The following is a 13,382-nucleotide window of genomic DNA, read 5'->3' on the forward strand; positions in this document are numbered from 1 at the left end:
ACTCAGTGCGGTCGCGGCAGTTGCGACCGATTATTTATGCGTACCGTGCATCTGCTTTACGGCGCCGCTGGCGATCAGCTCGGCCAGCTCGGCGACATCCAGCAGCGCGCACATGTGTTCGATGACCGTACCGGCAAGCCACGGGCGCTGCCCACGCTGGCTGCGCCACTTGATCTCGCTCGGGTCCAGGCGCAGCGAGCGGCTGACCTGATGCACCGCCAGCCCCCACTCGTAGCCCTGTACCGAAATAACGTATTGCAGCCCCTGGCGGAAGTCGTCGCGGTAGCGGTCGGGCATGACCCAGCGCGCCGTATCGAGCACCTTCAGGTTGCCCGCCTGACTCGGCAGGATGCCCAGGAACCACTCGGGCTGGCCGAACAGCGGCGTGAGCTCCTGGCCGGCCAGCGAGTAGATCGAGCCCAGGCACACCAGCGGCACCGCCAGGGTCAGCCCGGCCACGTCGAACAGCAGGCATTCGAACGGCTCGGCGGCCCAGGCCGGGCGACCGTCGCCCGTCAACGGCGGCACCGGCTGGTCCGGTGCTGCGGGCAGGTGCACCTGCACCAGCGGCTCGACCGGGGTCGGCACGTCGGCGATGACCGGGGCGACCACCGGGGCCGCCTCCACCACCTTGGCCACCACCGGTGGCGCCATCACCGGCATGACCAGCCGCGTCGGCTCGGCGAATGCCGGCGCTGCGGTCTTGAGCTGGGCGTCACGGGCCTGTTCTTCGAGCACTGCGGCCTGGAACTCGTCGATCGCTTCAGGCGTCGTGACGACCACCGGGGCCGGGGCCACTGCGACGCGTTCGGCCACCGCCAGGGGCAATGGCTGCAGCTCTTCGGTGGCCTCCTGCAACAGGCCGTCCAGGTACGACTGCAAGGCCAGTTGAGGCTTTATGGTGACCTGCTGCGGGCTGTTCATCAGGCCACCTGTGCAACGGCATTCTGCGCCAGCAGATGCTTGAGCAATGCCCGGTAGGCAATCACGCCACGGCTCCTGCCATCGAACTGCGACGGCGTGAGCCCGGCACGGCTGGCGTCGCGCAGGCGCGTATCGACCGGAATGTAGCCCTGCCAGATGGTCTCGGGATAAGCGTCGCGCAGCACCCGCAGGGTGCCCATCGAGGCCTGGGTACGGCGGTCGAACAGGGTCGGCACGATGTGGTACGGCAAGGCCTGCTTGCGTGAGCGATTGACCATGCTCAGCGTGCTGACCATGCGTTCGAGGCCTTTCACCGCCAGGTATTCGGTCTGCACCGGGATCACCAGTTGCTGGCTGGCAGCCAGCGCATTGACCATCAGAACGCCCAGCAACGGCGGGCTGTCGATGATCGCGTAGTCGAAATCCTGCCACAGCTGCGCCAGACTCTTGGCGATCACCAGGCCCAGGCCACTCTGGCCCGGTGACTGACGCTCGAGCACCGCCAGGGCGGTGCTGGAAGGCAGCAGCGAGATGCGCTCGTCGCTGGTGGGCAGCAACAGCTGGCCCGGCAGCCCTTCGGGCACCGTGCCCTTGTGCAGGAACAGGTCGTAGCTGCTGTGCTCGAGGGTGTCCGGGTTGTGACCGAAGTAGCTGGTCATGGACCCGTGCGGGTCGAGGTCGACCACGACCACGCGCTTGCCCGCCTCGGCCAGCAGGCCGGCCAGGGCGATGGATGTGGTGGTCTTGCCGACACCACCTTTTTGATTGGCTACTGCCCAGACTCTCATTGCGCTGCTTCCTCCCGGTCGGGTCGGACCCTGCCGGGATCGATTAAAGGGTCGACGACGGGGAATTGACGGGATTGCGCCCGGCCGTCGGTGCTACGGCTGGCGGTGCAGTTTGTGTGCCAGCACGCTTGAGCGCCGCATCGGGTGTGGCATTGGCGCTGCCGGTACCGGTCAGGCTGCGGCGCACCTCCAGATTGCGCGAGATCACCAGCACCACCCTGCGGTTCTGCGCGCGCCCTTCAGGGCTGGCATTGCTGGCGATGGGCTGGAACTCGCCGTAGCCCACCGAGGCCATGCGTGCCGGATTGACCCCTTCCATCGCCAGCAGGCGCACGATGCTCGCCGCACGCGCCGACGACAGCTCCCAGTTGGTCGGGTACTGCGCCGTGCGGATCGGCTGGTCATCGGTGAAGCCTTCGACGTGCACCGGGTTGGCGAACGGCTTGATGATGTGCGCCACCTTGTCGATGATGTCGAACGCCTTGTCGCTGGGCATGGCATCGCCACTGCCGAACAACAGGGAGGAATTGAGCTCGATCTCGATCCACAGTTCGTTGCCGCGCACGGTCATCTGGTCGGACTTGATCAGGTCGCCAAAGGCATCGCGCACATCGTCGGCAATGGTCTGCAGCGGGTCGCTGGAGCTTTGCCCCAGGCCCGCATCGACCTGCTCGCTGTCCTTGATCAGCGGTTCGGCCGGCTTGACGCTGAGGGGGCGCTCGTCGCCTATCGGAATCGGCTTCATGCTGCGCTCGGGGTCGTTGAACACGCCGATCAGCGCCTGCGAGATGACCTTGTACTTGCCCTCGTTGATCGAGGAAATCGAATACATGACCACGAAGAAGGCGAACAGCAAGGTGATGAAGTCGGCATACGACACCAGCCAGCGTTCGTGGTTTTCATGTTCCTCGGGTTGACGACGACGGGCCATGGCTTACTCCATGAAGCCCTGAAGCTTCAGTTCGATTGAACGTGGGTTCTCGCCTTCGGCAATCGACAGCAAGCCTTCCAGGAGCATTTCGCGATAGCGCGACTGGCGCATGGCCAGGGCCTTGAGCTTGTTGGCGATCGGCAACAGGATCAGGTTGGCACTGGCCACGCCGTAGATGGTGGCCACGAACGCCACGGCGATACCGCTGCCCAGCTGGGTCGGGTCGGCCAGGTTGCCCATCACGTGGATCAGGCCCATCACCGCGCCGATGATGCCGATGGTCGGCGCATAGCCGCCCATGCTCTCGAACACCTTGGCGGCCTGGATGTCGCGGCTTTCCTGGGTGTAGAAATCCACCTCTAGAATGCTGCGGATGGCTTCGGGCTCGGCGCCGTCGACCAGCAGCTGCAGGCCCTTGCGGGCATACGGGTCGGGCTCGGCATCGGCCACGCCCTCAAGGCCCAGCAGGCCTTCCTTGCGTGCGGTGAGGCTCCAGTTGACCACCCGGTCGATACCGCCGGCCAGGTCGACCCGCGGCGGGAAGAGGATCCAGCGCACGATCTGCAGGGCGCGCTTGAACGCGCTCATGGGGGCCTGCAGCAGCGAGGCCGCCAGCGTCCCGCCGATCACGATCAGCGCCGCCGGGCCGTTGATCAGCGCCGACAGATGGCCGCCTTCGAGGTAGTTGCCGCCAACGATGGCGACGAACGCCAGGATGATCCCGATAAGGCTCAACACGTCCATCAGATGCACGCCTCTACCAGGTGCCGGCCGATCTCGTCCAGGCCGTACACCGCATCGGCCAGGTTGGCCTTGGCAATGGCCATGGGCATGCCATAGATCACGCAGCTGGCTTCGTCCTGGGCCCACACCTGGCTGCCGCCCTGCTTGAGCAGGCGCGCGCCTTCGCGGCCATCGGCGCCCATGCCGGTCAGCACCACGGCCAGCACCTTGTCGCCATACGACTTGGCCGCCGAACCGAAGGTGATGTCCACGCAGGGCTTGTAGTTGAGGCGTTCGTCACCTGGCAGGATCTTCACCGTGCCGCGCCCGTCGACCATCATCTGCTTGCCGCCCGGTGCCAGCAGGGCCAGGCCGGGGCGCAGCACGTCGCCGTCCTCGGCTTCCTTGACGCTGATGCGGCACAGCTTGTCCAGGCGCTCGGCGAAGGCCTTGGTGAAGGCCGCCGGCATGTGCTGGATCAGCACGATCGGCGCCGGGAAGTTGGCCGGCAGCTGGGTCAGCACGCGCTGCAGCGCCACCGGGCCACCGGTGGAGGTACCGATGGCCAGCAGCTTGTAGGCCTTGCGCTTGGGCGCCGGCGAGCTGGGTGCAGCGGCCCGCGCAGGGGCTTGCGGGGCAACCGGGGCGGCGCGCATGGACGCTGCCGGGACGCTGCTGCCGGCGCTGTGCGACGGTGCAGGCGCTGCGGCCGGTGCCGGGCTGGCATAGCTGCTGAAACGACGGTTGCTGCGCGAAATGGTATGCACCTTTTCGCACAGCATCTGCTTGACCTTCTCGGGGTTGCGCGAGATGTCCTCGAAATTTTTCGGCAGGTAGTCCACCGCACCGGCGTCCAGTGCATCGAGGGTGACGCGGGCGCCTTCGTGGGTGAGCGAGGAGAACATCAGTACAGGCGTGGGGCAGCGCTGCATGATATGACGCACGGCGGTGATGCCATCCATCATGGGCATTTCATAGTCCATGGTGATGACATCGGGCTTGAGCGACAGCGCCTGATCGATCGCTTCCTTGCCGTTGGTCGCGGTACCGACCACCTGGATAGTCGGGTCCGCTGAAAGAATTTCCGAGACACGGCGGCGGAAAAAACCGGAATCATCCACCACCAGGACCTTGACTACCATAAACACTCCATTACGGGGCGCGGCCACCTGGCCACGCCACCGGGATCAGATACGCCGAGCGGCGTAACGCTTGAGCATGCTCGGCACGTCGAGGATCAGCGCAATGCGCCCGTCACCGGTAATGGTGGCGCCCGACATGCCCGGGGTGCCCTGCAGCATCTTGCCCAACGGCTTGATGACCACCTCTTCCTGGCCCACCAGCTGGTCGACCACGAAGCCGATGCGCTGGGTACCCACCGACAGGATCACCACGTGGCCTTCACGCTGCTCCTCGTGGGCTGCCGAGCTGACCAGCCAGCGCTTGAGGTAGAACAGCGGCAAGGCCTTGTCACGCACGATCACCACTTCCTGGCCGTCGACCACGTTGGTGCGCGACAGGTCCAGGTGGAAAATCTCGTTGACGTTCACCAGCGGGAAGGCGAAGGCCTGGTTGCCGAGCATCACCATCAGGGTCGGCATGATCGCCAGGGTCAGCGGCACCTTGATGACGATCTTCGAGCCCTGGCCCTTGGTCGAGTAGATGTTGATCGAGCCGTTGAGCTGGGAAATCTTGGTCTTGACCACGTCCATGCCCACACCGCGACCGGACACGTCGGAGATCTCGGTCTTGGTCGAGAAGCCCGGGGCGAAGATCAGGTTGTAGCAGTCGCTTTCGCTGAGGCGATCGGCGGCGTCCTTGTCCATCACCCCGCGCTTGACCGCAATGGCGCGCAGGACATTGGCATCCATGCCCTTGCCGTCATCGGAGATCGACAGCAGGATGTGGTCGCCTTCCTGTTCGGCAGCGAGGATCACCTTGCCATTGCGCGACTTGCCGGCGGCTTCGCGCTCTTCCGGGGTTTCCACGCCATGGTCGACGGCGTTGCGCACCAAGTGCACCAGCGGGTCGGCCAGGGCCTCGACGAGGTTCTTGTCCAGGTCGGTCTCTTCGCCGACCAGCTCCAGGTTGATCTCTTTCTTGAGCTGGCGGGCCAGGTCGCGAACCAGACGCGGGAAGCGCCCGAAGACCTTCTTGATCGGCTGCATGCGGGTCTTCATCACCGCGGTCTGCAGGTCGGCGGTCACCACGTCCAGGTTCGAGACGGCCTTGGACATGGCTTCATCGCCGCTGTTCAGGCCCAGGCGCACCAGGCGGTTACGCACCAGCACCAGTTCGCCGACCATGTTCATGATCTCGTCCAGGCGCGCGGTGTCGACCCGCACGGTGGTCTCGGCCTCGCTGGCCGGATGCTTGTCGGCAGCGGGAGCCGCCTGACGGGCCGGCGCGGGGGCGGGGGCCTTGGCCGGTGCCGGTGCCGATGCAGCGGCTGCCGCTGCGGGCTTGGCCGCCGGCTTGGCCGCAACCGTCGCCGCAGCAGCAGGCGCGCTGGCAGCGCCAGCGCCGCTGACGGCGTCGGGCGCAAACTTGCCCTTGCCGTGCAACTCGTCGAGCAGGGCCTCGAATTCGTGTTCGGAAATATGGTCACCCGCCGCTGCGGGTGCGGCAGCGGCCGGTGCGGCGGCCGCTACAGCGCCGGGCAGTGCATCGGCGGCAAAGGTGCCCTTGCCGTGCAACTGGTCCAGCAATGCTTCGAATTCATCGTCGGTGATGTCACCGCTGGGCGCCGCGTCCGCGCCAGGTGCAGCAGCAGATGCCGCCGCCACACTGTCGGGGGCGAACTGGCCCTTGCCATGCAACTGGTCCAGCAACGACTCGAACTCGGCGTCGGTGATTTCATCGCTGGCAGCGTCCACGGCCACCGGCTCGGGCGCCTCGGCCTGGGCCTTGGCGGCATTGAGCGAGTCGAGCAACTGCTCGAACTCGCTGTCGGTGATATCACCCCCGCTCGCCTCGGCCTCAGGCTCCGGCTCGGCAACCGCCGCCACCGGCGCAGGCGCCGCCGCTTCGGCACCGGCAGGTTCGGCCAGGCGCGCCAGGGCGGCCAGCAGTTCCGGAGTGGCTGCGGTGATGTCGGTGCGCTCGCGCACCTGGCCGAACATGCTGTTGACGGTGTCCAGGGCTTCCAGGACCACGTCCATCAGTTCGGCGTCCACACGTCGTTCACCCTTGCGCAGGATGTCGAAGACGTTTTCGGCGATGTGGCAGCACTCCACCAGCTCATTGAGCTGGAGGAAGCCGGCGCCCCCTTTTACAGTGTGAAAACCGCGAAAAATTGCATTGAGCAGGTCGGCATCATCCGGGCGGCTTTCCAGCTCGACCAGTTGCTCGGACAGTTGCTCAAGAATTTCGCCGGCTTCTACCAGAAAATCCTGGAGGATTTCTTCATCGGCGCCGAAGCTCATTAAACGTGCTCCCTAAAAACCCAGGCTGGACAGCAGATCGTCGACATCGTCCTGACCGGACACAACGTCTTCACGTTTATCGGCATGAATCTGTGGTCCTTCACCCCGAGTCGGATGTTTTTCTTGATCTTTTTCGGCACGCAGCTGGTCGTGGTCATGCTCGATGCCGGCGAACCGGTCGACCTGACTCGCCATCAACACGAGCTTCAGAAGATTGCTTTCTACTTCGGTGACCAGTGCCGTGACGCGCTTGATCACCTGGCCGGTCAGGTCTTGGTAGTCCTGAGCCAGAAGAATGTCGTTGAGATGGCCGGCGACCTTGCGGTTGCCCTCGGCGCTGTGCGTCAGGAAACTGTCGACGCGCTTGACCAGCTCGCGAAACTCCGGAGCCTCGACTTCGCGGCGCATGAAGCGCTGCCAGTCGCCACTCAGGCTGGCCGCCTCGGCACTGAGGTCGTTGAGTACCGGCGTGCTTGCCTCCACCAGGTCCATGGTGCGGTTGGCAGCGCCCTCGGTCAGCTTGACCACATACGACAGGCGTTCGGTGGCGTCGGTAATCTGCGAGACTTCCTCGGCCTGCGGCATGTGCGGATCGATCTGGAAACTGACGATCGCACTGTGCAGCTCGCGGGTAAGCTTGCCGACTTCCTGGTACAGGCCAAGGTCACGGGTCTGGTTCAGCTGATGGATCAGTTGCACCGCGTCGCCGAACCTGCCTTTTTCAAGGCTGCTGACCAGCTCCTGGGCATGTTTCTTCAGAGTCGACTCGAAGTCGTCCAAAGATGATCTTTTTTGCTCCATAAGCGCCCCCGTGGCGTACCTCAGCTATTGACGCGCTCGAAGATCTTTTCGATCTTTTCTTTCAGCACCTGGGCGGTGAACGGTTTGACCACATAGCCGTTGACGCCCGCCTGGGCGGCTTCGATGATCTGTTCGCGTTTGGCTTCGGCCGTCACCATCAGCACCGGCAGGTGCTTGAGGCGCTCATCCAGACGTACCTTGCGCAGCAGGTCGATACCGGACATGCCGGGCATGTTCCAGTCGGTCACCAGGAAATCGAAGTGACCGCTTTCGAGCATCGGCAACGCGGTGTTGCCGTCGTCGGCTTCCTGGGTATTGGTAAAGCCCAGGTCACGCAACAGGTTCTTGATGATCCGCCGCATCGTCGAAAAATCGTCGACGATGAGGATTTTCATGTCTTTGTTCAATTAGACCTCCAAGCAGTCTTTAACGCGCTCAGCGCTGAACGCGCATTCAATCAATTCGGGCACTACATTTCACGACTGTATGGAACGGCTGCTCAACGCGCCCGCCATTCCCCCAGGCGACCGCGCAAGCGTGCGGCGCACTGGCTGTGCAACTGGCTGACACGCGACTCGCTGACCCCCAGCACCTCGCCGATTTCCTTGAGGTTCAGCTCTTCGTCGTAGTACAGCGCCAGCACCAGGCGCTCGCGCTCGGGCAGGTTGGCGATTGCATCCGCCAGGGCTGCCTGAAAGCGCTCGTCTTCCAGATCGCGCGATGGCTCGAGCTGGGCACTGGCGCCGTCCTCGTGCAGGCCTTCATGTTCGCCGTCCTGCAACAGGTCGTCGAAACTGAACAGGCGACTGCCCAAGGTATCGTTCAAAATCCCGTAATAATCATCGAGACTCAATTGAAGTTCGGCAGCAACCTCGTGATCTTTAGCATCACGACCGGTTTTTGCTTCAATTGCACGAATCGCGTCACTCACCATGCGGGTATTGCGGTGTACCGAACGCGGCGCCCAATCCCCCTTGCGCACCTCGTCGAGCATGGCCCCACGGATGCGGATACCGGCATAGGTCTCGAAACTAGCACCCTTGCTGGAGTCGTACTTGTTGGAGACCTCGAGCAGGCCGATCATGCCGGCCTGGATCAGGTCTTCCACCTGCACACTGGCTGGCAGACGCGCCAGCAGGTGATAGGCAATGCGCTTGACCAAGGGTGCGTACCGCTCGATCAGCTCGTACTGGGCATCACGCGAAGCCTTGCTGTACATCCGATAGCCGCTTGCACTCATAGCACTGGTCCCGCACTGGTCGGTTGCACCAGCCGTTCGACGAAGAACTCCAGATGACCACGCGGGTTGGCAGGCAACGGCCAGCTATCGACCTTCTGAGCAATGGCCTTGAAGGCCAGCGCGCACTTGGAACGCGGAAAGGCTTCGTAGACTGCTCGCTGCTTCTGCACTGCCTTGCGGACACATTCGTCGTAGGGCACAGCACCGACGTATTGTAAGGCGACATCCAGGAAGCGATCCGTGACCTTGGTCAATTTGGCGAACAGATTGCGACCTTCCTGAGGGCTTTGTGCCATGTTGGCCAGCACCCGGAAACGGTTCATGCCGTAATCGCGGTTCAGCAGCTTGATCAGGGCATAGGCGTCAGTGATGGACGTGGGCTCGTCGCACACCACCAGCAGCACTTCCTGGGCCGCGCGCACGAAGCTGACGACCGAATCGCCGATGCCGGCCGCGGTGTCGATGACCAGCACGTCGAGGTTGTCGCCGATCTCGCTGAACGCCTGGATCAGCCCGGCATGCTGGGCCGGCGCCAGGTGCACCATGCTCTGGGTGCCGGAGGCCGCAGGCACGATGCGTACCCCGCCAGGCCCCGGCAGCAGCACGTCGCGCAGCTCGCAGCGGCCCTCGATGACATCGGCCAGTGTGCGTTTGGGGGTCAGGCCGAGCAAGACGTCGACGTTGGCCAGGCCCAGGTCGGCGTCCAGCAGCATGACCCGACGGCCAAGCTCAGCCAGCGCCAATGACAAGTTCACTGACACGTTGGTCTTGCCGACGCCACCTTTGCCGCCTGTCACGGCGATCACCTGTACGGGATGCATGCTGCCCATGTTTGTTCTTTACCTTGTCTTACTTAGACCGAGGCCACATGACTGGCTGCGCTTTCAACACCTGAAAAATGCCTGGCAGACCATTGATGTAGGTACTTTGCAACGTATACACATTTACCTCAGCCGACACGCTTGCCGTCGCTGTGGTACAGATCGGCGAACATGTCGGCCATGGCCTCTTCGCTGGGATCGTCCTGCATTTGTACACTGACCGCGCGACTGACCAGATGGTGCCGGCGCGGCAAGTGCAGATCGTCCGGAATGCGCGGCCCATCGGTCAGATAGGCCACCGGCAACTCATGCGTGATGGCCAGGCTCAGCACCTCGCCCAGGCACGCCGTTTCGTCGAGCTTGGTCAGGATGCAACCGGCCAGCCCGCAGCGCTTGTAGCTGTGGTAGGCAGCGGTCAGCACCTGCTTCTGGCTGGTGGTGGCCAGCACCAGGTAATTCTTGGCCTGGATGCCGCGCCCGGCCAGGGTTTCGAGCTGCATGCGCAGTGCCGGGTCGCTGGCCTGCAGGCCGGCGGTATCGATCAGCACCACGCGCTTGCGCAGCAGAGGGTCCAGGGCCTGGGCCAGCGACTGGCCGGGGTCGACGTGGGTCACCGACACATTCAGGATGCGCCCCAGGGTCTTGAGTTGTTCCTGGGCGCCGATGCGAAAGCTGTCCATGCTCACCAGCGCGATGTTCTGCGCGCCGTACTTGAGCACATAGCGCGCCGCCAGCTTGGCCAGGGTGGTGGTCTTGCCCATGCCGGCCGGGCCGACCATGGCGATCACGCCGCCCTCTTCGATCGGCTCGATTTCCGGCACCTGGATCATGCGGGCCAGGTGCGCCAGCAGCATGCGCCAGGCCTGGCGGGGCTCTTCGATGTCGGCAGTGATGTCCAGCACCTCGCGGGCCAGCGGCCCGGCGATGCCGATGCGCTGCAGGCGGCGCCAGAGGTTGGCCTGGTGCGGCTTGCTGCCCTGCAGCTGGGTCCAGGCCAGCGAGCCGAGCTGCACTTCGAGCAGCTCGCGCAGGCCCGAGAGCTCCGAACGCATGGAATCGAACAGACGCTGATCGACCGGCGCCGGGGCTGCTGCCTGAGGCCGCACGGGGGCCTCGACCTGCGGCTCTACCAGCGGCTCGGAGGCGGTCAGCGGCAGGCCGGCGAACAACTGGCGGTTGCCCTCCTCGCCTTCGCCCCGGCTGCTGAGCTCGGCCTGCGCGGTGACGATGCGCGACTGGGTCTTGCGCAGTTCGTCCTCGAGCTCGACGTTCGGCACCCGCGGCGCAAGCGCGGACAGCTTGTAGTCCAGCGCCGCCGTCAGCTCGACACCGCCAGCAATCCGTCGGTTGCCGATGATGGCGGCCTCTGCCCCCAGCTCATCACGAACCAGCTTCATGGCCTGACGCATATCAGCGGCGAAAAAACGCTTAACTTGCATATCCCACTACCTCAGCCGTTGGGGCCTACTGTGGCAACGATGGTAACTTGCTTGTTGTCAGGTATTTCCTGATACGCCAAAACATGCAAATTCGGTACAGCCAGGCGGCCAAAACGCGACAGCATCTGTCGAACGGGTCCTGCGACCAGCAGGATTGCAGGTTGCCCTTGCATCTCCTGACGCTGGGCGGCCTCGATCAACGAACGCTGAAGCTTTTCGGCCATGCTCGGCTCAAGAAGAACACCATCTTCCTGACCCTGCCCGGCCCTTTGCAAACTATTGAGCAAAATCTGTTCCAACCTTGGCTCAAGCGTGATCACAGGCAGCTCGGACTCAGTTCCTACAATGCTTTGCACGATTGCGCGGCTCAATCCTACGCGCACCGAAGCCACCAGCGCGGCGGTATCTTGACTCTTGGCGGCATTGTTGGCGATGGCTTCGGCAATGGTGCGGATGTCGCGCACCGGCACCTGCTCGGCCAGCAACGCCTGCAGCACCTTGAGCAGACCGGACAGCGGCAGCACCCCCGGCACCAGTTCCTCGGCCAGCTTGGGCGAGCCCTTGGCCAGGACCTGCAGCAGTTGCTGTACCTCTTCGTGACCGATCAGCTCGTGGCAATGCTTGTAGAGGATCTGGTTGAGGTGGGTGGCGACCACGGTGCTCGCGTCCACCACGGTGTAGCCCAGCGATTGCGCCTGGCTGCGCTGGGCCACATCGATCCACACTGCCTCCAGGCCGAAGGCCGGGTCCCTGGCGGCGATGCCGTTGAGGTTGCCGAACACCTGCCCCGGGTTGATCGCCAGTTCGCGGTCGGGGTAGATCTCGGCCTCGGCCAGGATCACCCCCATCAGCGTCAGGCGGTAGGCGCTGGGGGCCAGGTCGAGGTTGTCGCGGATGTGCACGGTGGGCATCAGGAAGCCCAGGTCCTGGGACAGCTTCTTGCGTACCCCTTTGATCCGCGCCAGCAACTGCCCACCCTGGTTGCGGTCCACCAGCGGGATCAGCCGGTAGCCGACTTCCAGGCCGATCATGTCGATCGGGGTAACGTCGTCCCAGCCCAGCTCCTTGGTTTCCTGAGCACGCTGCGGCGACGGCAGCAGGTCCTGCTGGCGCTGCACTTCCTGCTGTGCCTTGACCTTGGCCTGGTTCTGCTTGCGCCACACCAGGTAGGCGCCGCCCGCGGCCATCAGGCCGAGGCTGAGGAATGCCACGTGCGGCATGCCCGGCACCAGCCCCATGACGATCATCAGGCCGCCGGACACGGCCAGCGCCTTGGGCGAATCGAACATCTGCCGGTTGATCTGCTTGCCCATTTCCTCGGAGCCCGAGGCACGGGTAACCATGATCGCGGCGGCGGTGGACAGCAGCAGCGAAGGCAACTGCGCCACCAAACCGTCACCGATGGTGAGCAGCGCATACACGCGACCGGCGTCGCCGAAGGTCATGCCGTGCTGGAAGATACCCACGGCCATGCCGCCGATCAGGTTGATGAACAGGATCAGCAGGCCGGCGATGGCGTCACCGCGCACGAACTTGCTGGCACCGTCCATCGAACCGTAGAACTCGGCCTCCTGGGCCACTTCGGTACGCCGTGCCTTGGCCTGGGCCTGGTCGATCAGGCCGGCGTTGAGGTCGGCGTCGATGGCCATCTGCTTGCCGGGCATGGCGTCGAGGGTGAAGCGCGCGCTCACCTCGGAAATGCGCCCCGCACCCTTGGTCACCACCACGAAGTTGATGATCATGAGGATCGCGAACACCACGATACCGACCACGTAGTTGCCGCCGATCACCACCTCGCCGAAGGCCTGGATCACCTTGCCCGCGGCTTCGTGGCCGTCGTGGCCGTGGAGCATCACCACCCGCGTGGACGCCACGTTCAGCGCTAGGCGCAGCAGCGTGGCCACCAGCAGGATGGTCGGAAACACGGCGAAATCCAGCGGGCGCAAGGCGTACACGCACACCAGCAGCACGACGATGGACAGGGCGATGTTGAAGGTGAAGAACACGTCGAGCAGGAACGGCGGGATCGGCAACATCATCATTGCCAACATCACCAGCAGCAACAGCGGCACCCCCAGGTTGCCCCGGCCGAGCCCGGACAGGTTGCTACGGGCGCTGTTGATTAACTGAGAGCGATCCACCGATATTCCTCTTCAAGCAAACTTTTGACGCCATGCGGGCGCTTGGCGCTGCTATTGCAAGAAGCTTTCCAACTTTGGATCAGTGACGCGACCTTCGCCGACACTGCCGGCTCCTGCAGCGAAGGGGCCGACACCTCGGCGCCGACGGG

At 64.2% G+C, this 13,382-nt stretch carries 12 protein-coding genes; all 12 read right to left on the bottom strand.

Features of this window, described 5'->3' with window-relative positions:
• Positions 1-30: 30 nt before the first annotated feature.
• The 12 genes from DN387_RS17770 to flhA all read right to left on the bottom strand — a co-directional run bounded on the left by DN387_RS17770 (position 31) and on the right by flhA (position 13,233).
• Positions 31-924 carry a CheW domain-containing protein gene (locus DN387_RS17770; protein ID WP_054915621.1) on the bottom strand — a complete coding sequence of 298 codons (894 nt, stop codon included), beginning with the start codon at positions 922-924 and terminating at the stop codon, positions 31-33.
• On the bottom strand, positions 924-1,712 hold the full coding sequence (locus tag DN387_RS17775) for a ParA family protein (protein ID WP_043861831.1): 789 nt from the start codon (positions 1,710-1,712) through the stop codon (positions 924-926). Before DN387_RS17775 ends, DN387_RS17770 begins: the two co-directional genes overlap by 1 nt.
• Before the next feature lie 43 nt (positions 1,713-1,755).
• Positions 1,756-2,643, bottom strand: coding sequence for a flagellar motor protein MotD (motD, locus tag DN387_RS17780; protein WP_043861830.1), 888 nt, complete (start codon positions 2,641-2,643; stop codon positions 1,756-1,758).
• 3 nt (positions 2,644-2,646) lie between these two features.
• Positions 2,647-3,387 carry a flagellar motor protein gene (locus DN387_RS17785; protein ID WP_043861829.1) on the bottom strand — a complete coding sequence of 247 codons (741 nt, stop codon included), beginning with the start codon at positions 3,385-3,387 and terminating at the stop codon, positions 2,647-2,649.
• A complete protein-coding gene (locus DN387_RS17790; RefSeq protein WP_054915622.1) occupies positions 3,387-4,508 on the bottom strand; it encodes a chemotaxis response regulator protein-glutamate methylesterase in 1,122 nt (373 codons plus the stop codon). The genes DN387_RS17785 and DN387_RS17790 overlap by 1 nt, the downstream gene beginning before the upstream one ends.
• Before the next feature lie 45 nt (positions 4,509-4,553).
• A complete protein-coding gene (locus DN387_RS17795) occupies positions 4,554-6,791 on the bottom strand; it encodes a chemotaxis protein CheA (protein WP_054915623.1) in 2,238 nt (745 codons plus the stop codon).
• A gap of 12 nt (positions 6,792-6,803) precedes the next feature.
• On the bottom strand, positions 6,804-7,592 hold the full coding sequence (locus DN387_RS17800) for a protein phosphatase CheZ (RefSeq protein WP_043861826.1): 789 nt from the start codon (positions 7,590-7,592) through the stop codon (positions 6,804-6,806).
• A 20-nt stretch (positions 7,593-7,612) separates the two neighbouring features.
• Positions 7,613-7,987 (bottom strand): chemotaxis response regulator CheY, encoded by a 375-nt coding sequence (locus tag DN387_RS17805; protein ID WP_043861825.1) that lies wholly within the window; start codon positions 7,985-7,987, stop codon positions 7,613-7,615.
• Between the two features lie 104 nt (positions 7,988-8,091).
• Complete coding sequence (gene fliA, locus DN387_RS17810; protein ID WP_043861824.1) at positions 8,092-8,832, bottom strand: RNA polymerase sigma factor FliA; 741 nt, start codon at positions 8,830-8,832, stop codon at positions 8,092-8,094.
• A complete protein-coding gene (fleN, locus tag DN387_RS17815; protein ID WP_054915624.1) occupies positions 8,829-9,662 on the bottom strand; it encodes a flagellar synthesis regulator FleN in 834 nt (277 codons plus the stop codon). Before fleN ends, fliA begins: the two co-directional genes overlap by 4 nt.
• A 119-nt stretch (positions 9,663-9,781) precedes the next feature.
• On the bottom strand, positions 9,782-11,092 hold the full coding sequence (flhF, locus tag DN387_RS17820) for a flagellar biosynthesis protein FlhF (RefSeq protein ID WP_054915625.1): 1,311 nt from the start codon (positions 11,090-11,092) through the stop codon (positions 9,782-9,784).
• Between the two features lie 11 nt (positions 11,093-11,103).
• Positions 11,104-13,233 (bottom strand): flagellar biosynthesis protein FlhA, encoded by a 2,130-nt coding sequence (flhA, locus tag DN387_RS17825; RefSeq protein WP_043861821.1) that lies wholly within the window; start codon positions 13,231-13,233, stop codon positions 11,104-11,106.
• Between the last annotated feature and the right edge of the window lie 149 nt (positions 13,234-13,382).

The sequence above is a fragment of the Pseudomonas sp. FBF18 genome (assembly GCF_024261405.1).
In the GTDB taxonomy this organism is placed as follows: domain Bacteria; phylum Pseudomonadota; class Gammaproteobacteria; order Pseudomonadales; family Pseudomonadaceae; genus Aquipseudomonas; species Aquipseudomonas palmensis.